The 23,366-nt window shown below is 53.1% G+C and carries 11 protein-coding genes; 5 read left to right on the forward strand and 6 right to left on the reverse strand.

Translation table 11 applies throughout. The features are described from left to right. Positions 1–164: 164 nt before the first annotated feature. The gene (locus tag HOV93_RS13180; protein ID WP_207396974.1) at positions 165–4,607 is read right to left on the reverse strand and encodes a chemotaxis protein CheB; all 4,443 of its coding nucleotides are present in this window, start codon (positions 4,605–4,607) and stop codon (positions 165–167) included. A gap of 452 nt (positions 4,608–5,059) precedes the next feature. Here HOV93_RS13180 and HOV93_RS13185 point away from each other — a divergent pair, with 452 nt between their 5' ends. Further along, entirely contained in the window at positions 5,060–6,016 is a 957-nt protein-coding gene (locus HOV93_RS13185; RefSeq protein ID WP_235990310.1) for an outer membrane protein assembly factor BamB family protein, read from the forward strand. On the opposite strand, the gene HOV93_RS13190 is transcribed toward HOV93_RS13185, so the two are convergent. Together HOV93_RS13190 and HOV93_RS13195 are read right to left on the reverse strand one after the other, a co-directional pair. Beyond that, positions 6,013–6,309, reverse strand: a complete 297-nt coding sequence (locus HOV93_RS13190; protein ID WP_207396976.1) for a Rho termination factor N-terminal domain-containing protein — start codon at positions 6,307–6,309, stop codon at positions 6,013–6,015. The genes HOV93_RS13185 and HOV93_RS13190 overlap by 4 nt on opposite strands. Positions 6,310–6,378: 69 nt before the next feature. Then, positions 6,379–8,238 (reverse strand): DUF5060 domain-containing protein, encoded by a 1,860-nt coding sequence (locus HOV93_RS13195; RefSeq protein ID WP_207396977.1) that lies wholly within the window; start codon positions 8,236–8,238, stop codon positions 6,379–6,381. A gap of 206 nt (positions 8,239–8,444) precedes the next feature. Between HOV93_RS13195 and HOV93_RS13200 the strand changes: the two genes are divergently transcribed. From HOV93_RS13200 to HOV93_RS13210, 3 genes are all read left to right on the forward strand, one after another. Then, positions 8,445–9,026 carry an RNA polymerase sigma factor gene (locus HOV93_RS13200; RefSeq protein WP_207396978.1) on the forward strand — a complete coding sequence of 194 codons (582 nt, stop codon included), beginning with the start codon at positions 8,445–8,447 and terminating at the stop codon, positions 9,024–9,026. Between the two features lie 26 nt (positions 9,027–9,052). Next, positions 9,053–11,002 carry a serine/threonine protein kinase gene (locus HOV93_RS13205; protein ID WP_207396979.1) on the forward strand — a complete coding sequence of 650 codons (1,950 nt, stop codon included), beginning with the start codon at positions 9,053–9,055 and terminating at the stop codon, positions 11,000–11,002. A gap of 143 nt (positions 11,003–11,145) precedes the next feature. Beyond that, positions 11,146–12,585: a DJ-1/PfpI family protein gene (locus HOV93_RS13210; protein WP_207396980.1), complete on the forward strand. Its 1,440-nt coding sequence runs from the start codon at positions 11,146–11,148 to the stop codon at positions 12,583–12,585. A 92-nt stretch (positions 12,586–12,677) separates the two neighbouring features. Here HOV93_RS13210 and HOV93_RS13215 read toward each other — a convergent pair whose 3' ends face one another. Further along, complete coding sequence (locus HOV93_RS13215) at positions 12,678–17,516, reverse strand: PVC-type heme-binding CxxCH protein (protein WP_207396981.1); 4,839 nt, start codon at positions 17,514–17,516, stop codon at positions 12,678–12,680. 304 nt (positions 17,517–17,820) lie between these two features. Here HOV93_RS13215 and HOV93_RS13220 point away from each other — a divergent pair, with 304 nt between their 5' ends. Then, complete coding sequence (locus HOV93_RS13220; protein WP_207396982.1) at positions 17,821–19,584, forward strand: AAA family ATPase; 1,764 nt, start codon at positions 17,821–17,823, stop codon at positions 19,582–19,584. Here HOV93_RS13220 and HOV93_RS13225 read toward each other — a convergent pair. Together HOV93_RS13225 and HOV93_RS13230 are read right to left on the reverse strand one after the other, a co-directional pair. Next, a complete protein-coding gene (locus HOV93_RS13225; RefSeq protein ID WP_207396983.1) occupies positions 19,581–20,858 on the reverse strand; it encodes a DUF1552 domain-containing protein in 1,278 nt (425 codons plus the stop codon). The two genes, HOV93_RS13220 and HOV93_RS13225, sit on opposite strands and share 4 nt — an antisense overlap. 35 nt (positions 20,859–20,893) lie before the next feature. Beyond that, positions 20,894–23,194 (reverse strand): DUF1592 domain-containing protein, encoded by a 2,301-nt coding sequence (locus tag HOV93_RS13230; RefSeq protein WP_207396984.1) that lies wholly within the window; start codon positions 23,192–23,194, stop codon positions 20,894–20,896. Positions 23,195–23,366: the final 172 nt, after the last annotated feature.

Below are 23,366 nucleotides of genomic sequence, written 5' to 3' on the forward strand. Positions count from 1 at the left end.
TAGGCCTCGTTTCCCTCCCCTCCCTTTGTGCTTGGTCGAGACGGCCTCATCGGGCACATCAATGGCCTACCGCAACTCCCGCCGGAGCCGTTCCTGCTAGTTTACTTATCCGCCGAATTTAAGAATCCAAGAGCGGGCGTCACGTTTTCGTGACGTGGCGTCCGTTACTCTTCTTTGCAAAGCTTTGGATGGGCCAGCAACGTACGCAGCTCATCGATGCCGACCGGTTTGACCAGATGCATATCGAAGCCAGCCGCTTCCGATAGAATTCGGTCTTCGCTTTGACCGTAGCCAGTGACCGCTACCAGCAAGATTCGATTATCAGGATCGATACCACGGATTCGCCGTGCCACTTCGTAGCCATCCATTTCTGGAAGGCCAATGTCCAACATGACGACAGTCGGCTTGAATTCACTTATCTTGTCGAGAGCTTCTCGACCAGTGGCCGCAGATTTAATTTCGTGGTTGGCTAAAGCCGCAAGCAGCCGAGATAGCAAATGCCGGGCACTTTTGTTGTCATCTACGATTAGGATCTTTTGGGTGCCTGCGTCTTGGAATTCTTTCGCTTCGGCAGGTGCATTGGGTGCCTGCTTAAGAATTGGCAACTGAACGATAAACTCACTTCCATGTCCCTTACCTTCGCTTTTGACTTCCACACTTCCTCGATGGAGCTCTACCAGGCTTTTTACAATTGTGAGCCCGATCCCCAGACCGCCAGGCGAGCGATCGAAGGAACGTGACGATTGAGTAAACAACTCAAACACGCGAGGCATAAGCTCTTGGTCGATACCAATCCCGTTGTCTTTGCAGGAAACCTGAACCTTGTTTCCATTGCGAACCACGCCAACGGAGATATGTCCGCCGTTTTCCGTATACTTCACTCCATTGATCAACAGGTTCTCGAACACCTGGGCGAGCCGAACCGGGTCCGCTTTGAGCCAGATGGGATCTTCGAGTATTTGCTTCGAAAAAGTAATTCCCTTTTTCTCGCCATACGGTTCAATCGAGTTGAGGGCCTTGTGAATAACCTTTTGAAGTTGGATGTTCTCCTTCCGCAATTCCACTCTACCGCGAGTGATCCGAGAGACGTCGAGCAAATCGTCCACCAAACGAACCAAATGCCGAACCTGCTCTTCCATGACTTCTAAGGGCTCTTGCGGACTGCGTGGGTCCATCATCAATAAATCGATGCCGCTGCGGATCGGGGCAAGCGGATTTCGCAGTTCATGAGCCAACATGGCTAGGAATTCGTCTTTGCGGCGGTCCGCTTCCTTCAGAGCATGCTCCAATTCCATTTGCTCGGTGATATCGGTATTAGTGCCGAACCAGCGAATAACTTGGCCAGCTTCATCACGAATAGGAACCGCGCGAGAGAGGAACCACCGGTAGACACCATCGTGTCGGCGAAGAGGAAAAGTGTCTTCCCAAACGCATTCCTTTTCCGCACATATTGCGATCTTCTCGTTCACCCGTTGAATGTGGTCGGGATGGTGCACGTTGGACCAGCCGAGATGCTTGGCCTCTTCAAACGTTTGCCCTGTAAATTCGTACCAGCGGCGGCTGTACCAGGTCACTACCCCCAGTGTCTCACAAGTCCACGCCAACTGATCAATATTGTCGGCAAGATCACGGAACCGCGATTCGCTTTCATGAAGCAGCTTTTCGGCCTCGTAGCGTTTCGAGATATCCTGAATCAAGGCATAGTAACCCACAACCTGACCTTGCGTGTCGAAGTGCGGAATGTACTCTAAATGGACGAATCGCGGAGATCCGTGGTGATAAGGAAGTTCACCATCCCAGGCGATACGTTCTCCCGAAAGTACGGCCTCGACATTGTCGCGAGTCACTTCAAACGCTTTCTCGCCGATGACTTCCCAGACCGGTTTGCCAATCACTTCATCCACGGAAATGCCAAACCATTCCTCGTAGCTGGCATTGGCAAACTGGTATCGCTGATCGGTATCGACATATGCCAACAAGACCGGCATAGCGTCGGCGACTAAAGAGAGCTGCGTTCGCTGAAGATCCAGTTGTTCTTGTGTCTCTTTGAGCTGCGTGATGTCCTGAAAAGTTGCCACAACTCCTTCAATCCGATTGTCGTGCGTCCGATAAGGCAACAAGCGACGCACAAACACTTGACCTTTCTCAGCGATTACCTCTCGCTCGACGATGACCAATGACTTGAGGACCTTGCGAGCATCCTCCAGAAAAGATCCGTCGATAAATTTGTGAGCCAGGTCGCTGATGGGTCGCCCGATATCGGTCCGAATCAAACTGAACAAGTCGATCGCTTCTGGCGTAAAATTGCGAACTCGGAATTCCGTATCCAAGAACACCACGGCGATTCTGGTACTCGAAATCAAGTTGTCTAGATCGTTGTTGGTTGATTCTAGCTCGGACAGCTTGTCTTCCAACTGAACATTGAGGGTCGTCAGTTCCTCATTGAGCGATTGCAGTTCTTCCCGCGAGGCTTCTAGCTCCTCGGTTCCGGATTGCAGTTCTTCGTTGACACTCATCGCTTCTTCGTGCGATGCACGCAGTTCTTCGTTGGCTTCTTCGAGTTGTTCAATCGTGTGGCTTAGTTCTTCGCGGGCTTCCATGAGTTCCCGCTCAAGCGTCTTAACCAGTTCTTCCTGAGAATCCACCGGAGCGAGAGCAACATGGTCATTCGACGGATTCGAATTATTCAACAGCCCAGAAGATTTCGCAGCCACTTCCTCTTCCAACTGAATGAAAATGAGCTGCCGCTGGCTTTCCGGATCGGTTATCTTACGAACGTACCCTCGGACAACAATCGTCGAGCCGTCAGCTTGACTCAGCTTGGCCCGATCGAAGGAGGCTTCGGCTGTGGATTCAAGTCGGCCAATCGCGGCACGCAGTTTTAAATGCAAACCGGGTCGGACAAGTTCGTACACCGTGTAGCGTTGTTCTCCTTCAGGGATCTTCAAGAAGCGATCGCTACTTCCCCCCACGAACATCGGCTGAAGCTTTTCGTTGAGGATCAAGACGACGGCACCAGTCGACTTCCAGAACATCTCGGCGGCCAGTTCTCGCAAAGTTGGCGGCTGGGGCCGACGGAAACTTGGTCGCTGCGGCATGACGCGCGTCGGAGTTTGGGAAGCCGGACGAATAAAGTCGTTTGTTGCGCTATTGGCTGCACGCCGAAAGATACGGGCATGCGTATCGACGGGTTCAAACCCTTGATCAAATCGTCCAGAAGTTTCGGAATTGCCTAAGAGTAGAAAGCCTTCGGGATTTAACGCAAAATGAAATTTTCGCAGAATGCTTGCCTGAGCTTCCGGCTCGAGATATATCAGCAAATTACGGCAACTGATCAGATCGAGTCGGAAAAATGAGGGATCGCCTTTAAGGTCATGGGACGCGAAGACAACCTTCTCGCGAATTGCTTTGGAAACACGATAGATATCTCCTTCTCGCGTGAAATATTTCCGGGCCCATTCAGGCTTGATATCGGCGGCAATTGTTTCTGGATAAATGGCCGCTCGCGCTCTCTTCAGAGCATGATTGCTGATATCGGTCGCGAAAATCTGAATGCGATGGTGACGCTTTTCGGCGAGCGCATCCGAAAGCATCATCGCCATTGTGTAGGCTTCTTCGCCGGTTGCGCAACCGGGAATCCACACACGAATAGGGTCGTCTGCACTACTATTTTCAATGAGTCTCGGAAACACAAACTCGGACAGTTTTTCCCAGACCTCAGGATTCCGCAAAAATTGTGTTACGCAGATCAGGAGATCTTGGGCAAGTGCTTCTACTTCTTGAGGGCGATCTTTCAGCCGATGGACATATTCGCGGATATCAGCGACGCCTGCTAAACCCATCCGGCGCTGAACACGTCTTAGTAACGTTGTGTGTTTGTAATTTCGAAAGTCGTACTCTGCGTGAAAATGCAGCAAATGTTGGATCTCTTCCAGTTCGGCCAAAAACTGCGCAGGGTCGATCGTCGAATCATTGAAGATGGAGTTGTGATCGACATAGCTCTCTAGCGACTTAGCCAATTTAGCGATCGGCTGAACGTAATCGGCTTGCCCCGTTTCCATCGCATTGAGCGGCATCGAATCGTACCCCGCTTCGTGCGGATGCTGTACCATCACCATGCCGCCGCACTCTTTAATCTCTCGGATACCAAGCGTCCCGTCGCTACCATTGCCAGACAGGATGATAGCGACCGCATCCTGACGCTGATCCCGTGCCAGGCTACGAAAGAAATAGTCGATCGGATGCCTCCAGCCCCGCGATTCGGCCGAAGGGGTTACCTGGAACTCGCCTGATTGGACTGCCACATCCTGTCCCGGTGGAGCAACATAGACATAGCCGTTCTGAATGACTTGTCCTTGCTCGACGGATACGACATTCAGGTTGGTATGCTTAGAAAGGATATCCGGAAGAAGACTCTCGTGGTCCGGCATCAAGTGCTGTACGACCACAAAGGCCATTCCCTGGTATTGAGTCAGAGCAGCAAAGAACTTTTTAAGGGACTCTAGCCCTCCAGATGACGCGCCAATTCCGACAATGGAAAGCGGTTGTCGAGATTTGCCGGAACTTCGACCGCTATCCGGTTCTCCGGTCGATTCTGCATGTGCCATAAGATTCCAGTGGTCGAACGCAAGTGGTCGTTCGTTCTAAGGAAAGCCGGGGAAGAAGCGTCAGATTTCAAGCCAAGATGGTAGGACACAGACTGAGCGTAAATCCCCCGATTCAGATTCTCAGATCCTGATTTGGCTATTGTTACAAACGACGCAACTGCTTGCAAGATTGCCAGTTAGTTTCATCGATCTATCGCAGTTTTCCTAACGATACGGTCAGACTGGGGAAACTCGGAAGCATGGGCATCTGAAGGAGCAGCGACGTCGCGCAACTGCCGTAAGCGTAAGGACTCTCAATTTGACTACTAAAGAGGCGTTTTTCTGCGAGAAAGACACTTCTTTTTAATGAGACCGTTGGCAGATCTACTTCGGATCGCTGCCAGCAAGTCTATACTCAAAACAGTACTTCTGCCCCTGCCCTCCCCCGTCTTATGCCCGTCAAGGAGAATCTCATGTTGCGAATGTCGCTTCTCGCTACCCTGGTTGCCGCTAGTCTCTCGATTTCCTCTTCGATTCTGGAAGCAGGCCCATTTCGCCTGGTAATCCAAGGCAATAACAAGTTGGCCATCGTCGACCATCAGGGAGACATCGAGTGGGAAATGCCGTGGGGTGGGATTCATGACATTCACGTGCTGAGCAATGGCCATATCATGGTTCAGCAGGGAGCGGCAAAGATTGCTGAAATCGATCCCCAAACCAAGAACGTCGTGTGGTCGTACGACTCTGCCAAGAGAAACGGCAACGAAGGGAAACGCATCGAAGTCCACGCGTTTCAGCCTTTGGCAAACGGCAACGTGATGATTGCCGAGTCAGGTGCCGGGCGACTTATTGAAGTCAACCGCGATGGCAAGCTACTGAAAGAAGTTCCGCTGAAGTTGGACAACCCGCACCCCCACTCTGATACACGACTAGTACGTAAGCTAGACAACGGCAATTACCTGGTAGCCCACGAAAATGACGGCCACATCCGCGAATATGACGGCGAGTCGGGCAAGGTAGTTTGGGATTATGAAGTCCCTATGTTCGACCAAAAACCGCGAGGAGGCCACGGCCCGGAAGCTTTTGGCAACAAGGCCTTCGCGGCTGTTCGTTTGAAAAATGGACACACACTCATTGCCACCGGCAATGGACATAGCGTGATCGAAGTGACACCTGAAAAGGAAATCGTCTGGAAGATCGGTCAGAACGATTTGCCCGGCATCACGCTAGCATGGGTCACGACGCTCGAAGTCTTACCCAACGGCCATTATGTTATCGGCAACTGCCACGCCGGCCCTGATAACCCGCTGCTGGTCGAGGTCGATCCGAAGACCAAGAAGGTCGTTTGGCAATTCGACCAATTCGACGTCTTCGGCAACTCGGCTCCCAATTCGCAGCTCCTAAGCGTTGAGGCAGACGTCATTCGCTAACGACGCTCGCGAATGGCCTTCACTAACTGCGGCTTGGACATCTTGCTTCGACCATTGATGTCCATCTCTTGGGCGATGTTGTAAAGCTCGTCCTTGGTTCGCTCCTCCAAGGACGTATTAGGATTGCCGGTACCCTGTGTTGTTCTACTGGGCGTCTTCCCATCCTTTCGCCGCTGTTTGTTAACGGTTCGAGCAGCCACTTCTTTGGCTCGCTCTTGTTTCATTCCACGATCAAGATTGCTTTCGCGGATTTTATCGTATTGCCGTTCGTCTTTTGCCGTCCACTCAGCCATGGCACAACTCCTTATTCATCGGTTGGTTAAAAATCCCCGATCAACCAGAGCAACCCGCGAATGGCGTGCCTATTTGCGAACCATAATCAGCCAGTCTTGATCTCGTTGACTAGGTGCCTGACCCAGTGAGACCAAACTGCCGCCTTCGACAGAAGTTATACTTCCTCGCCGAAGCTCACCTCCTTCGCGAGGGTTGAACCATTGGACAGCAAACGATCCCTTCACGTCTTTTAAGTTAAGCTGAACATCACCACCAGATGGGGCATAGATCAGGTACAAATCATTCGGTTTGGCAAACCCATACGTCCGATCCCGGGCAACTCCCTCAACGAGCGAATCGACGTTGTTCATCTCCCAGAAGGGAATCCCGTGCGAAGAGAAGAAGTCGATCGCGATGCGGCAATCATCCCAGGCTCGATCACGACTCCGGAAGTCTTCGCAAATGAGGTCATTCTGCGGCAGCTTATAACCGAAGTAGTATTCGACGCCAGCCCCACCTGCCAGTAGCGTTCCCCATAACGTTTGCTGACGAATATCGTGACGATCATAAGCCTTGTCGCCATCGCCCGCCTTACCGTCGAAATCTTGATACCCAGCATCCGGAGGCACACCCAGGCCGGCCGGGTTTTGCTCGTCGTTGGCAACCACCCAGGGACGTCCTGCCTGGCGCGACTGGGTAACCCACTTCAATGTCCTTTCATGGGCTTGATTCCAGGGATTTTGCAGCGACGCCCCGGTTACCTCGGACCGATTGCCCAGTAGCTCCGGGTAGACCTTATCTTGCTGATTAGGATACGTATGAACGACAATCAGGTGGTCGTACGGATCGACCTCTTTCAGATAGGCGACCATGTCACGCTGTTGTTGCGAAGACTGCGTGTTCTCTTCCCCCAGGTTCCAATTGAGTGCCAACTCGTAACCAAAACGGGCAACCATCTCTCGGCAATAGAGCTTTCTCTCAGGCCCGAGATCTCCATCGTCCAACGCCGTGGGAACCGTCCCCTTCCCCTTATGGTTGTTATCATCGTTCTCGGTTTCCTGCAACTTGAAATGAAGATACAAACCTTGGGCCTGGGCATGATCAAAAACCACTTGCCACTGGTCAAGTTTCGAGCAGTCGTAGTGAAACTTGTCGTTGCGACTGACAAAAGGCCACACGTTGTCGCCATCTCCTCCGGCGTTGTAAGGCAGAAACGAAAACGAATTGCACCCTTTGGCAGACAGATAATTGATAGCGCCGATCAGTCCTTTGCCTTTGCCGGCTTGCCAGGTAGGGTCCCCTTCCCGCCAGTCCTGGACGTGAGGTTGCCATGTCTTCAGTGGGACATTCTTCTTATTGGCCCGTGTCCCATCGAAATCTTCATAGGCCAGCAGCGTCTCGGGGGCATCGGGGCCCGCTTTGAGAAAATATCGTTTGCTGCCGGCAAACTGTAGATAGTGCTTACCCACGTAGGTAAGTCTGCCTTCGGCGCGGAAGTCACGTTCCGACTTATCGCTCGGCTCAACGGTGAATGCGCCAGCGTCTCCGTTGGCACCTGCTACCGGTTTACCTTCCTGCTTGCCGTCGACGGCAATGCCATTTCCTTGCACAAATGAAACCTGGTATGTCCATTTACCAGGCTTATCCGGCGAGACGTGAGCACGCCACTTATTCCCTGCCGCGGCAGATGTTTCTGCGGCCTGACCATCGGCGGCAAAGTAACCAGGGACAACGTATTTCGGTTCACCACTTTCATGGGCAAACGTGACTGTCATTCGATAGTCGGTAAACGGATTGGGTTTCGTATCCGTTTCACTCGCTTGCGGTCCATTGACGGTCAGCGTGAGCTTATGCCATGCCATCGGTTGACCACTAATTTCCGCAGCATACACAGCACCAATCTGAAAACATGCCGCAACAATAACTGAAAGCGAGAGAAGCAATCGCATGACGAAACCTCAGGCATAGAAAAGAAAAGCAGGGGGCACCGTCCAAGATATTCGGTCCCGATCGGATTTCCAAGAAGAACACGTTTTGTGCGAGATATTTTGTCTCTTCAAAAATTAAAGCATACGCAGGGGCAGGGCCTGCGTAAGAAGTGTACGATAAGGACAAATTCCTTTGACTTGTACTTCCACAAAGCAAATATGCCCAAATGGACACCTCGGTCAGCTTTCTCGACTCGCTGCAATATACCTCCGATGAAGAGGCATGGGGGCGATTGGTGGGAATGTACTCTCCGCTGATTCGGGGTTGGCTCAAGCGGTATGGGGCATCGCTGGACGACATGGAAGACATCACCCAGGAAGTGCTAACGGTCGTATTTCGTCGCTTTCCTGAATTTCGGCGTGAACCCCGTCCCGGAGCGTTTCGCGCCTGGCTGCGAACCATTGCGGCGAATTGCCTGAGAGACCATTGGCGTAAGAAGAACAAACAGCCCCCGGGCATTGGCGGCAGCGACTTTGGTCAGGTCGTAGCCCAGCTTCAAGATCCCGAGAGCGGCTTGAGTGCTCAATGGAATCGAGAGCACGATCGCCACGTGATACAATACCTGTTGCAGGAAGTACGCCCCGCATTCACCGAGAAGACCTGGTCTGCGTTTCAGCGTTTTGCTCTGGATGGCCTTAGCGCGGACGATGTGAGCCAAGAGCTAGGAATCTCAGTGAATGCGGTCTTTGTGGCCAAGTCGCGAGTGCTTTCTCGATTGCGTCAACGAGGACTGGGACTCATTGATTAGAAATCAACACTATCGACGATCGGCTCATGAACGAGACTAGCGTGATGCACCCAACGCCAGATGAGCTCGAATCGTTCTTTCATGGCACCCTTGCCGAGTCAGATCGCCAGCGTATCGAAGACCACATCGGCCAGTGCGATACCTGTTGTGATGTCTTGCGCACGATTCCACACGACCCACTCGTTGAACGAATTCACGCCGCGACCAGCAGCATCGACGATGGACTGACGCCGGTTGGTAGCCCCACCCCGGTTTTCCAAGAGGAAGACGCCGGAACGATTCCCACCGCTTTGCTCGACCACCCACGATACCGCATCATTCGTCAACTTGGCCAAGGTGGGATGGGAATTGTTTATCAAGCCGAGCACAAACTGATGGAACGCGTGGTCGCCCTGAAAGTAATCAGTTCGCGGCTCATGAAGAACGAACTTGCAGTCGAACGATTTCACCAGGAAGTTAAAGCGGCGGCCAAGCTTTCGCATCGCAATATTGTTACTGCTTACGATGCAGAACAAGCAGGCGAAATGCACTTTCTGGTCATGGAATACATCGACGGAATCAGTCTTGATCAACTGGTGGCCCGACGAAAGCCGATACCCGTATTGCATGCGTGCAACTACGTGACTCAGGCCGCGCAAGGCTTGCAACATGCCTTCGAGCGGGGTACGGTTCACCGAGACATTAAGCCCCACAACTTGATGCGAACCACACGCGGAACGATCAAGATTCTGGACTTTGGCTTAGCACGCTTTGCCACCCAGTCAGAGCAATCGCCAGACGACCCTGGACTGACGGCCGACTTTACTGCGCTCGGCACGCCTGACTACATGGCCCCAGAACAAGCTCGCGATTCCAAGCGTGCAGACATTCGAGCAGACCTCTATAGCCTTGGGTGCACGCTCTATTTTCTGCTCGCCGGACATGCTCCTTTTCCCGAGGGTACGGCGTTCGAGAAAGTTATCGGCCATTGCGAACGCCAGCCGCGGCCTCTATCTGAGATTCGTGATGACATCCCACCTGAAGTCATTGCCATCGTCGAAAAGATGATGGCCAAGTCACCAGATGACCGCTACCAAACCCCAGGCGAAGTTGTCGAGCATCTCAAACCATTCGGGCACCCTAACTCCCTCTATGCCAGCGACACGACTACCACTCGGCCAAGCATATCAAATCCCATGCTTTCGGCACCTAAAACCGAGCCAAACAAGCTCACACCAACGCAGCGCTCCAAGTCAAAACCTCGTCCGCAGGTCAGTCCCTTTTCCCGGTGGGTAAGAAAGAATCGATATCTGATCGGAGGTGGCGGCGCTATCGTGGGGGCCATCGTTGCGATTCTATTACTGAGCAACTTTGGTAATGACAACCCGCGTACTCCATTCGATGTCGGTTCAATTCCATTTCCTGAACAGCATCCATCGCCGCTACCTGCAAACGCTCAGGAGTGGGTGGATCTGATCTCCAGGGTAGACCTTCCTGCAAACGCCGTTGCGGGAAATTGGCAAGTCACTCCTGACGGGCAACTGCACGTCGACGAGGGTCCGGGTGCACGAATCATGTTGCCGTTTCAACCACCGCGCGAATATGACCTCGATGTTCAGTTTACGCGCAATAGCGGCTCACAATCGATCGCGTTGCATTTCATTGATGGAGAGGGCATTGCATCCTTCGACATTGATGGATGGAGCGAGAATCTGGGCGGAATTCAGAATATCGACGGCGCGGATATCCGCACCAACGCGACCCGAGTGGATAACGTTGTCCTGGAGAACGGACGCCGCTACAGGGCCGAAGTCCGTGTTCGTCGAAACCAGGTGCAAGCTTTTCTGGATGGCCAGTTGCTGTCGACCTACGAAGGAGACGGCTCGGATCTAACCCTGCTGGATCTCTGGAGACTGCCCGCAAACTCTTTGGGTCTAGGGGCTTACGACAGCGACACGACCTTTCACCAGGTGCGTCTGCGGCCTGTTTCGAACTGATATCTCACCGCCCTCTTGGGCAGTTGGCCACGTTTCTTTCTTTTTTTTGGTCCTATGTGAAAGGTTTTTCGCCGGCTTGCCATTTATTCGGTAAGCCAGCGGAAACGCAACCATCATTTCGGGAACAGACTTGGAGAAACACAATGCCACGACCAACCCTTTTCACCCCCAAAAAGCCACGTCAAACGGCTTCGTCCCATCGTAATCGCCGTCGACTGAGCCGCCATCTGCAGAGCCTGGAAGATCGTCGCATGATGGCCGGCGACGTAGCGACCGCCGAATTGATGCCGTTGGAGTCTGAGTTTGTCGAAACATCGACACTCGACCCGGTCGTCGAAACGGAATGGACGCTCGACCCAATCGTTGATTTAGAAGCCACCAGCGGCGAATCCCTAGAAACGATACTAACCGTCAGCGGCGAAGTGGAAACGGAAGCGTTGATCTTTTCGGCTTCCATTGTATCTACCATCGAGCAGCAACTGGATGCCCAGTACGATCTGGTCGAGTCAGATGACTATCACACCAACTGCCTAGGCAATAACGAACGTTGGATTCGCTCGGCCAATGGAGGCTGGTTCTATGTGATGCCGTCCGGCGAGTTCTATCAGTGGCAAGGCTCCTTCGGCAATAGCACGCTGCTGGCCGATTTTGATTCGACCCACTACGACGACCCTGACCTGATCGCCGAGCCCGAAACGATTGATGCCAGCGTTCATGTCGAAGGGGACGTTCTCGTTATCACGCCGGATGTCGACTACACCGGTAGCTTTCAGGTTGAAATCGGTGCAACCGATGGAACGCATAACGCAAGCCAAACTGTAATGGTTGCTGTCGCCGAGTCGCTTCCGGAAATTGATCCACCAGAAGATCCGACAGCCAACGAGCCCCTTCCCGTTCTGATGGTGATCGCTAACCAAGACTTCTACTACCAGGAATACGGCGACACGAGACAGTCGTTAGAAGCTGCTGGTCTGGAAGTTGTTGTTGCAGCGACGACCACAGAAGTGGCAAGCCCTCACTGGAATTCGGGCCAAGGGGCGGACGGTGGACTGGTTACGCCTGATCTGGCTCTTATGGAAGCCGAGGCCGAGAACTACTCTGCGATCGTCTTTATCGGTGGATGGGGATCTTCTAGCTACCAGTATGGTTTTGAGGGGACCTACAACCAAAATGCTTACAACAGCACCGAGGCTTTGAAAGTTGCAGTCAACGACCTAATCAACGATTTCGTCGCCCAAGACAAATACGTCGCCGCCATCTGCCATGGCGTTTCAGTCCTGGCCTATGCTCGGGTCGATGGCGTGAGCTTGTTAGAAGGCAAAACGGTTTCTGCGTGGGCTGGAGCGGCTCCGAATTCCGATCAACCGATCAATTCGACACGTCAGAATATTGAGCTCAATGGTGGCACGATGGTTCAGTCAGGCGCCGTCGGTGATCCCACCACGGTGGAAGATGACGTGATCGTCGATGGCCGAATCATCACGGCCGAGAACTATGACTCGGCGGCCATGTTCGGCAGCGTGATTGGCCAGCTTGTCAGCGAACCAGATTACGTAGATGCCGTGTTCGCTGAGTGGGACTAGTAAGCGAGGGCAGCGTTGATCGCTCAACCCTGTCAGGCCGATGCGAAGGTAAGCAGCAAGACTTCGCTACGCCTGGCAGGGCTTTTTGGTTTCTAGTTGCCTTCGCCGTGAGTGCCGTGATTATGCAGATGTTTCAGATGCTCTGGCATCTCATAACCGCCTGCTTCCAGATAGGAATGAAGGTCGTAAATCTCCTGCTTGGTCAAAGTATTCAGCAAGCCTCCAGGCATCGGAGAAATCTTCGACTGGGCCATCTGTTCAACATCATCTTTTGGAATGGTCGTCAAACTATTGGGGGTCAGAAGGTTGGTCGCGACATGAAATGCTTCCTTATCCTCTTTGACAACGACCCCAGTAATCACTCGTCCGCCGATAGTGAGAAATTGAACGTTCTGAAATTTCTCGTTGACCTGACTCGATGGATCGACCATTTGCTGCAAGAGTTCTTTCCCTTTCAGCTTCTTCACTGACTCGGTCAGATCAGGACCGAGATTGGTACCATGTCCGGCCACGACGTGACACTGGTTGCAGCGTGCTTTCACGAACGCAGTCATTCCGCGAACGAGTGTCGCATCGTCTTTCTGACGCGGATGGTCCGCAAAATCGGCGAAGTCGGTCATCTTCCATTCTTTGATCACCTGAGGGACGCTGGCATCCATGAGTGCTTGAGCACTCGCGTCATCCTGAGCGACGACCATCACGCCATTCATCACGACCCAGTGCCCTGGGAAAGTGCAAACGTAGGGATAGATGCCTTCCTCTTTTGGGGCGTTAAAGCGAAGGACAGCGATTTGGGCGGCCCTGGTCGGCCCGATCATCGGCGTGTTCTCGATGATCAAATCCATTTTCTCGCGAGGGATGAAGTCAGAGTCTGCGTTGGTCGGGTCTTTCGCCATTTCATTCGCCGCCATGCCAACTTCGGCCAAAGCATCTGGCTGCACAATGACAAAGTTATGGTCCGTTGCATCAGGATTGGTAAAGACGATCTTAAGGGGCTGACCAGGCTTGACCATGAAGTGCTTCACATCGAAAAGCATTCGCTCGTCCAGGCAGGTAATCTTGACCTCACGTAGATCTTTCTGCGCATCGAACTTTGCCTGGGCCACCGTTGGCTTGGGCTCTTTGATCTCCGAGTCTTTAGCGGACTGCTTGAGAATACGAGCAATGCCATAGCGTGGATTCCCTTCCCAGTGGGTCCGCATCGGCTTAGACATCAGGGCGCTCGTGATCGCATACGCGACGTGCCCGTCACGAGGATGCTTAAGCACATCGAGCATGGCTGTAAACGCCGGTTTGCTGCCGATGTATGTGGCGGCGATCGCTGCCTGCATGCGAACAATCGCGTTCTTATCGTTGGCAGCGGTCTTTAATCGCTGTTCCCACTGGGGCACATACGGATACCAATAGCGAAGCTGCTTGGTTGCCGCTGCTCTGGCATGTTGATTATCGCACGCTAATAGATCTTCGAGAACTCCGACAGCAACCGGGAGGTCTCTTTCAGGAGTCCCTTCCCCGGTCGGAACCATGTCGACCGCGTCGATCCAACGATAGGTCCAGATCCCTTCCATCTGATGATGACGGTACTCGGGATCACTCGGATCAAGTGTCTTTAGCCAAGCATCGAGCAGGCGTTTCACTTGGGCCTGGTCACGGTCACCGAGCTCTCGCTTGGCCATAAACCGTACGGCGTACTCAGGCCGTTTAAGGAGCTCGATTAATTCTTCATTGGAAGCATCCGCAATCTTGGGTAGATCTTGCAGCGGCATGCCTTTGGCCGTGATGCGCCAGATGCGTCCGGAATGGCGATCGCGACGTTCGTCGCGTAAGGAATATTGTGCGTGCCCTTTGATCGGGTTGTACCAATCGCAGACATACAGTGCCCCACGAGGCCCCCATTGCAGATCGACCGGGATGAAACTGAGATTCCTGGAAAACAGCAGGTCCCCCACGTACTCCTCGGTATAGCCGAAAGGTCCCTCTTTCCAGTTCAATATCTCTACGCGATTGGTGGGCTTGTAACGCACCTTGATAAAGGTTCCTTGAAGCTCGCTAGGAAAGGTCGACCAGTCCACGAAATGGTGACCGCAGACCCCAGAGTAAGCCTGTAATCCTTTGGGACGATCGTTCTGCAGCGGAAATGGCGGATCGACCGCATGATGTGCTTCCGCGTAGACGGGATGGCTTGCCATGTGCTGGCCCCAATGGTCGAACGTTACGCCCCAGGGGTTGGTACTGTGGTACGTGCCAAAACTAATCAAACGCTGGGCCTTCGGATCGAAGCGGAACCAACCGCTATTTTGCTGCCGGACTGGGCCGTAAGGTGTCTCGACTTGGGAATGATGAAAGATTGATTCACGGAAGATCAAATCGCCGTCCGGTGTCCAGGTAAAGTCATGTAGCGAGTGATGAGAATCCTCGGTGCCAAAGCCACGCAAGACAACCTTATGAACATCGGCTTTGTCGTCTCCGTCGTTGTCCTTCAAAAATGACAGGTGAGGTTGCTCGGAAACATAAACCCCGCCGTCCCCAAACTCGAACGAAAGCGGAATGTGCAGGTTATCGGCGAAAACCGTCGATTTATCGGCTTTGCCGTCGCCATCGGTGTCTTCCAGGATGACCAGCTTATCGTCTGGCTCGTTACCGGGATAAACGTGCGGATAAGTGGTCGAGCAACTGACCCACAAACGGGCCTTTGAATCCCACCGCATTTGAATTGGATTGACAATATCCGGAAACTCTTCTTCGCCGGCGAATAGATTGACCTCGAAACGCGGGTCGACGTCAAACGCCTTTTTTTCATCCTCGGCAGACATCCATTCATTTGCCCCCCGACTCTGTTTGGTCATCGGCAACGACGGGACGTTCGAGTCGTCAACCTTCGCTGGTACATCTTTCCCCTGAGCGATATCCCAGATTCGCTCATCACGATTGGCGACCATCATGTCGAAGTTTCGCATCGCTGGCAGAAAGTCGAGATAGCCGTAATCCTTGTTGCGGCCCCCGGTGTAATAGAATGTGTTCAACGGGCGAAAGCGGCGGAAGAACTGAGTGTTCTTGTCCACAATCGTGTCGAGAAGCAACTCGCTAACTGCCGGTGGTTCTTCCTGAAATAGCTGCTGAAAGAGTGCCGCCGAGAAGACCTGATCGCCTGACTGATTTAAATGCACGCCGTTGATTGTCAGATCGGTACCAGGGCTGTCCATCTCGGCAGCGGTTGCCGGAAAGACATTCACGAACGCTACCTCTTGTTCAGCGGCGACCTCCTGCATGACATCGATATAGAGCTGAATGTTGGCATTATTCAGTGATGCGGCAGGGACGTTATCGATGTTCTCGTTGGCGATCGGAGAAACTAAAACAATTCGCGCGGCCGACTTGCCGTTGAACGATTTCGATTTGAGGTCGGAAAGATACTTCGTCAGTGCTTGTCGAAAATCAGCCAGGCCGGCTGGCCCTGCGAACGATTCGTTGAAACCGAAAGCTGCCAGGATGACGTCCGCGTTCTCGTGTACTAAATGCTGCTGAGTGTCGGCAAAGTTGTCTGGACGCGGCTGAACGTCGATCGCATCGGCCGACCATGCCAAGTGACGAACCACCAATTGATGCTGCGGAAACTTCTTCTGCAGCATCGCTTCAAAATGACCGAAATCTTGCGATCGCTCGAACAGCGTGTTCCCGATGAGAGCGACGTGGTCCCCCTTTTTCAACTTCAGCGGAAGCGACGTGGGAACAGGATCAGCGGATTTGGGCCGAGGAGCCGTCTTTTCATAAATGGCAAACGCGGAAAAGTCAGCGTCGGTTACCTCTGGCGGGTTCTCGATCCGGGAGTTTTTGGCATCTTTTACCGTTCGCTTTCTGGCATTGCGTCTCTGCTCACGAGGCGGAGCTTTCATTGCCGTTACTTTTTTTTTACTACCCTGTGAATGGTCTGGCAGGATGGGGACATCCCAGCCTTGAAGCTCGGCTGGTGTTACTCCTTTGCGGTGGCCTCCGAAACGAAATGTGACCGGTTGATAAGGTCCGACAAAGTCGATGTTTAAGTCAGGCTTGATCTGCTGCTCCATACCCGCCGCCCAGAGACAACCGTTAACCATCATTCGACGAAAGCCATCGTTCAGCAGATCCTCGGAAGCTCCGTAAGTGGTGGTAAAGACGCGACCTTGCTTTCCGCTTTTAGATTGGTAATTTCGCACCCAAACCCCAGGGCAAGGCATTTTACCTTCGGCCGCAGGCGAGCCGGCTTCCATGGTTTGAAGTGGCTGAGCCATGGCCAAGACCGTGCTGTCTTCCATCGGTTCGGTCCAATAGCCACCGGCTTGAACCCAGGGGTTCTTCACGCCGCGAAGTACGGCGTGTTCTTTTCGTTGGGGTACTATATCCAGGCGTGTACTCATCACATGGTTCTTGCCGTAGTGGCCAGCCCACGTTTCTCCTAAAACCTGGCGCCCGAATCCTAGCGGGTAGTCCTTACCTTTGTAGTTGTAGCTGAAGCGAGCGAACTCGGAGTTTTCAGGGATTTTGAACGCATGGGTCGACGTTCGCATACCAACGACAGGACCGCCCCGCTCTAGGTAGTCGACAATCGGCTGCATTTGCTCTGGAGGAAAGTCTTGAAAACGCAGGAAGATCACCATCAGATCGGCCGTTTTCAAGGCCTCGGTCCCAGGCATATAGCTGGAACCAGGGAGGATCTCGCCTGACTTTTTGTCGATCGAAAACAGCACGGTGCATTTAAAACCATGGTGCTTGGCGAGAATTCGAGCCAACGCCGGAAGCGATTCCTCGGAGCGGTATTCGTGATCACCGGCAAGGAACACGATATGTTTCCCTTTGCCAATACCGGACTCGCCCTCGTAGACGAGCGGATTGGCCTGGGAGAACGTAACACAAGAAACGACGAGCGCAATTGCCAACAAAAGAGTGCGAATCATGCTGTATCAGATGGGGAATATGAGGATCGAAAAAGAAGGGGTACGGGGGGAATGCCAACCTGAACGAAGCGTCAGTAAGGCTCAGGTTCATACTACCTGTCAAACCTTCATCCTGCCAAAATTTCTCTCGGAATTATCCAAACGGTGCCGTAACGTCCCATTTGATGTCTGTTTTGCGACATGAATCTTGTATCGAACCTATTTTTTGCGACTTGAGTGAATCCCTCGCTGTAGAACGGAAGCACATCGGCGAATAAAATCATCGCCAGACAAACGTTAGCCAGCAAACCAAGGGAATCTCTTAGTGGCAGAATTGTGGCCCCAAATCGAAGACGACTTCAACAACCTTTTTTTGGCTCTCAGCCGAGAGCTTGACGGTTCCCGTTTTCAGATCGATTTCCGCGGAGAATTCAACGAATTTAGCGAGATCCCTTGGGACGAGATTTCCGAAACCTATCGCAAGAAAGGGAATTATCCGGAATCGCTTGTGCGGATGGCACTGGCAAGCGATTGTCTTCATCACTTGGGGATGGCTATTCTGGCCGATCATCGCATTGAAGAGCACGAGTTCGATATATCGTTCTCGATGGCGATGCCGCTAGCCAGTAGTCTTTGTACACTCTCTCGCTTTCGACGATATGGCACCCTCGATCGCAACCAGTGGGATGTTTTTCTCAACGCGTTCATGAACGATCGCGAGTGGTTTGGCGGAAACTGCCAAGAGACTCGCAACTTGAGCCTGGTGCTCTGCTTGATCGTGCACCATTTGGGCCGCGATACAAATCTGCTGCCTATCTATGAACGAATGATTCGCACCATCGTTGGCGCGGTGTTCGAGTGGGGGCCATCGACCGACGTCGAGCGCGACCTGGTCGACAAACTTGATCGTATGTTTGCAGCGTGTCTGGGTAGAAGTTCCTATACATCTCGAACCGTGAGCCGCTTTAAAAAGAACCCCTCACCATTAGACGTATTAAAGCGGAGAGATCCAGAACCACTCAAGAAGGAAGCAATCGAAGAATACGGGCCTCCAGACCAGGTCTTGAAAGAGGCCCGAGAAGAGCTCGATAGTTTGATCGGTTTGAATTCAGTAAAGACCGAAGTTAATCGGCTCATGGCTTACCTTAAAATTCAGAAGCAGCGTCGTGAGCATGGCCTGAAGCAATCTTCTCAAACGTTGCACTTCGTCTTTAAAGGCAACCCCGGAACCGGCAAGACAACCGTCGCTCGCATCATCGGTAAGATTCTGTATGGTTTTCAGATCTTGAAGACACCCAAACTGGTCGAAGGAGACCGGGCCGCTTTGGTGAGCGGTTATGTGGGACAAACGGCATTGAAAACCGACGAACTCGTCGATTCGGCCCTGGATGGGGTGCTTTTTATTGACGAGGCCTACGCTCTTTCCAATCCAAGTGGGCAACATGACTTCGGACAGGAAGCGATCAACACGCTTCTCAAGCGAATGGAAGATAACCGCGACCAGTTGGTGGTGATCGTGGCCGGTTACCCACGTCTCATGCAGCAATTCATCGAAACCAACCCAGGCCTGGAAAGCCGATTCACGCGATACATTGATTTCGATGACTTCGCTGTCGCGGATCTCTGCCGGATTTTCGAGAAGTTCTGTACCGATGCCCAGTACGAGTTAACGACTGATGCCAGGGCGATCGCCAGCATTCTATTTACGACCGCCTATCAGGGGCGCGACGAACGCTTCGGCAATGCCCGATTCGTCCGAAACGTTTTCGAGCGAGCTGTAGGCCTGCATTCGGAACGTCTTGCCGCCCTACCAGAAGGAACCATCACGCGAGAAGCTCTCATCGACTTCACAAGCGAAGACATCCCGCTCGAAGTTTTTGACCCGCTTAAGGGAAAAACAATCGATATCGAGAAAGCCGAGTGGCTCGCGACTTGCCCCGGATGCGGTTTAGAAAGTGAGGGTGGGGCCAAGTTCCTAGGACAACGTGTTACCTGTCGCAAGTGCCAAGAGAAGTTTCAATTCCCCTGGTGGCACGTGCGTCCAGAATCGGTCCACGGTATTGATATCGAACTGCTGAAACCGCGTTAAACGGATGACAATTCGGTCAACGTGCTACGGCCTGACGAGAACTGATCGGTTTCAAGTCCTACATGCTGCAAGTAGCTCACCAGCAAATTGCAAAGAGGCGGGGCCTTGTCTTCTTGATAGGCGATGTGTTGCCCGTGCCGGAAATGGCCACCAGCGGCGATGATTGGCAAATTGGTGTTATTGTGACTCGACGCGTTGCCGAGACTAGAACCGAATAGGATCGCCGTTTGGTCTAATAGCGAACGATTTCCCTCTCGGGAGTCTTCCAGCTTTTGCATAAGTTCGGCCAGCAGCCGCATCTCTTCCAGTTCGATAATCGTGAGCATCTCGATCTTGTCAGGGTCGCGACCGTGATGGCTTAAGTTATGCCAACCGTCGTCCACGCCATCGAGCGACACGACTTCGTTGCCGCCAGGTGCGACGAGCGAAATGAATCGTGTCGAATCGGTTTGGATCGCCAGAAAGATCATCTCGTACATAAGCCGCAGACGCTGGGTCAACTCGGCTCGATCTGTAATATCTTCAGGCTGTTTACGGTCGACTTCTGGCTTCGGCCGTGTGGCCCAGGCCTCTGCCTGGACAAGTCGTTGCTCCAATTCGCGGACGCTAGTGAAGTACTGGTCAAGTGTTTGATTATCTTTGCGACCTACCTTCTTGGTCACTTTCTTCGTTTGGTCCTGCACTAGATCCATGATGCTTTGGCCATCTTCGATCCGCCGCATCTGTTCTTCTTTTTCCTGCTTCGTTCCTTCGAGAAAGAGCTTCGCAAAGAGCTTCGACGGACGGTTCTCGGCCGGAATTTGCACGCCGCTACGTGTGTAGGAAAGACTGCTGTGATCGACGGCCAAAGTCAGCGACCCCAAACGCGTTTTGTACCCAAGCTGCTCGGCCGCTAGTTGATCGACTGAAATCGTGTTTTGAAAACTGGGCTGACCAGGATGAGCGGCCCCGGTCAGGAAGCTTTTCTCCGCCGCGTGACCACCATCTACGTCCGGATGCATCATCCCCGAGATGACCGAGAACTTATTGCGCAAGCTTTCCATGGGCTTGAGATAGGGGGTCAATTCATAGTCCTTTCCCGACTTTTCTGGGAAAAGATTGGGCGTGTGAATACCCAGCGGCGCGCAGATGGCCAGCATGCGACGGACGTCACTCGCTTCGCCGGACTGATCTTTGGCCAGTAATCGAGTCGCCCCCATGCTGCTAAGTAGCGGGAGGCCCATCGCAATCCCAGTGGCACGCAAGAACGTTCGACGACTAAGTTGGTTCGACATAGCGAATCCTTCAGATGCTCAAGGAGCAAAGCTTTTTAGGGAGCGAGGAACAGATCACTTTCCACCACGGCTTGAATCATCGTCTTAAGACCATGGTCGTTCTTGCCTGATGCGGCCTCGATATTGTCGACGGCATCCCGCTGGGCAAGTCCCATCCTACGACCGGTTGCGTAGACCAATAATTTCTCGGCAATCGCCCGAGCCACCAATGGTTCGTCGTCGACCATTTGCTGTCGAAATTGAACGAAGCTATCGAATTCACGTCCGTCGGCCATCTGGAAAGCAGACTCTACATCCGGCCCTTTACGGTACGACTTGCGTCCGGGAATCTTCTCTCCCTCGCCAATCGATCGATAAAAATCGCGATGCCCGCCGATGGCGTCAAATTCTTCAAGTGCGAATCCTGGCGGATCGATTCGCTTATGACAACTCGCACAAGCCGCAGTATTACGATGCTTATCAAGTTGTTCGCGAATGGTGGTCGCCCCACGAATATCAGGCTCGACCGCTGGCACGCCAGGAGGTGGCGGCGGAGACGGGCGACCGAGCATCTTATCGAGCACCCACACGCCGCGAATCACCGGAGAAGTCGTCGTGCCGTTGGCAGTAACCTTGAGCACACTGGCATGCGTCAGCACGCCGCCGCGAATACTATCTTGTGGTAGCGTCACTTTCTGAAAATGTTCGTGGCTATCGACTTCCGGCAGGCCGTAGTGTCCGGCCATGCGTCGATTGAGGAACGTCCAGTCTGAGTCGACGAAGTTCATCACGCTTAAATCTTCTTTAAGAACATGCTCGAAGAATTCGCGGGTTTCGCCGAGCATCCCATCCACAAGCAGCGGGTCGTACTCGGGATACAGCTTCTTATCTGGCGTGGTAAATTCAATGTCACGCAGGTCGAGCCACTGCGCGGTGAAGTCGTTCACCAGATTCTCAATTTTCGGGTCCACGATCATGCGACTGACTTGATCCCGGCGAACCTCTGGCTCGCTCAGCTTACCCTCGGCAGCAAGCTTTAAGAGTTCCTCATCCGGCATGGTCGACCAGAGGAAGTACGACATCCGCGAAGCAATCGCGTAATCGTCGACGACTGGCTCGCGGTTGATAAGGAGGAACTGCGGCGAACACAGCACAGCCGTAACGCCGGTGCGGGCAGCCTGCTCGAAAGTACGTCCACTCTCTAAACGATCGACGGCGAGGTCAATAAACGGCTGCATCTCCTCAGGGGAGACCGGTCGGCGAAAGGCACGTGGAATGAAGTCTCTCAGCATCCGCTGTAAATCTTCGCTGGGCTGTGAAGACTCGACAATATGACTTTTGACGTTCTTGCGATGTCTCATCCAGACCGGCCACTGTTCTTTCATCGAGATACTCTTGACGTCGCCAAACAGTTTTTTTGTCGCCTCGGAAGGAAACGCCTGATCGATAGGGCCGTAGGTTTCTACCCAGGCAATGCCGACGCCTGGCCGTTTCTCGTGTTTGTCTCGCCAAGTGACATGCTCTGGCCACACGCGCGGCACCAGGTGGATCGTATCCCCTGCTTTCATCCGACAAGTAAACTCGACAATTCGTGGATCTTGCGGCGTGCCGGTTGCGTCGAAGATGCCCATGAAGTCTTGCGTGTCGGGGCCAAAGAGCGCGCCGACATACAATGCCACCGAAATCGTGCGATCGCTAGGCTCGTGCGGCCAAATCGCTACACGGCATCGGTACACGCCATCTTCAATGGGGTGCGCGTCGTCGATCCGGGCCGGCGGCCAGCCTGGTGTGAACTTAACCAACGAACCGTCGACCTCGATGACGCCCCCCTTTTTCTTTTTCACCGAATCAATGTTCTCTTTGATCTGCATCAGTTCGGCACGGCGGGTTTCAGGCGAAAGAGGTTCAATCCGACGAATAGTCGCATCGAACGCAACGTTGGCTGCATTCAAATACTCTTCCAACAGCACCGAAGAAAAGCTGAGCCCGTCGATCCCTTTGTCGAATCCCTGAACCTTGCCATCTTCCGGTAGAAGATCGACCAGGGGAACATCAATTCCAAGCAGGTCGTGTACCGTATTTTCATACTCTTGGCGATTGAGTCGGCGCAGTGAAATCGGTCGCTCAACGGCGTGCGAAACGGTCTCGACAATCTGCCGAATCAGTTGGCTTCTTTCCTCGTCAGTGGGTTGCTCCTGGTAATCAGGCGGCATCTCTCCTCGCTCTACGGCATGCACGACGCGCGACCACACATGAGCGTTGTCGAGACCCGCTGAAGGAAACTCGAGCGTGTCGAAACGCAAGCTCGCTTCCTGGGTGTCGGCGCCGTGGCACTCGACACAATGGGTTTTGAACATCGCGCGCACTTGGGCATTATCAGCCGCAACGGCAAAGTTCGCGTGAAATGCGAGAGCAGACAGCCCCAGCAGGCCGGATGCGAAAAGGTGAAGATTCTTCATAGTTGAAGTATAACGGTGAAAAGGCAATTTCCTGACGTTTTTTTGTCAGCAGATTGGATCGTTTTCTCAC

It is taken from the genome of Bremerella alba (assembly GCF_013618625.1).
Classification (GTDB): Bacteria; Planctomycetota; Planctomycetia; order Pirellulales; family Pirellulaceae; genus Bremerella; species Bremerella alba.

Excerpts from the sequence above, each read along its gene's own strand:
- HOV93_RS13190 (WP_207396976.1), bottom strand. The coding sequence starts at position 6,309 with ATGGCTGAGTGGACGGCAAAAGACGAACGGCAATACGATAAAATCCGC.
- HOV93_RS13200 (WP_207396978.1), top strand. The coding sequence starts at position 8,445 with ATGGACACCTCGGTCAGCTTTCTCGACTCGCTGCAATATACCTCCGAT.
- HOV93_RS13180 (WP_207396974.1), bottom strand. The coding sequence starts at position 4,607 with ATGGCACATGCAGAATCGACCGGAGAACCGGATAGCGGTCGAAGTTCC.
- HOV93_RS13205 (WP_207396979.1), top strand. The coding sequence starts at position 9,053 with ATGAACGAGACTAGCGTGATGCACCCAACGCCAGATGAGCTCGAATCG.
- HOV93_RS13215 (WP_207396981.1), bottom strand. The coding sequence starts at position 17,516 with ATGATTCGCACTCTTTTGTTGGCAATTGCGCTCGTCGTTTCTTGTGTT.
- HOV93_RS13185 (WP_235990310.1), top strand. The coding sequence starts at position 5,060 with ATGTTGCGAATGTCGCTTCTCGCTACCCTGGTTGCCGCTAGTCTCTCG.
- HOV93_RS13195 (WP_207396977.1), bottom strand. The coding sequence starts at position 8,238 with ATGCGATTGCTTCTCTCGCTTTCAGTTATTGTTGCGGCATGTTTTCAG.
- HOV93_RS13210 (WP_207396980.1), top strand. The coding sequence starts at position 11,146 with ATGCCACGACCAACCCTTTTCACCCCCAAAAAGCCACGTCAAACGGCT.
- HOV93_RS13225 (WP_207396983.1), bottom strand. The coding sequence starts at position 20,858 with ATGTCGAACCAACTTAGTCGTCGAACGTTCTTGCGTGCCACTGGGATT.
- HOV93_RS13230 (WP_207396984.1), bottom strand. The coding sequence starts at position 23,194 with ATGTTCAAAACCCATTGTGTCGAGTGCCACGGCGCCGACACCCAGGAA.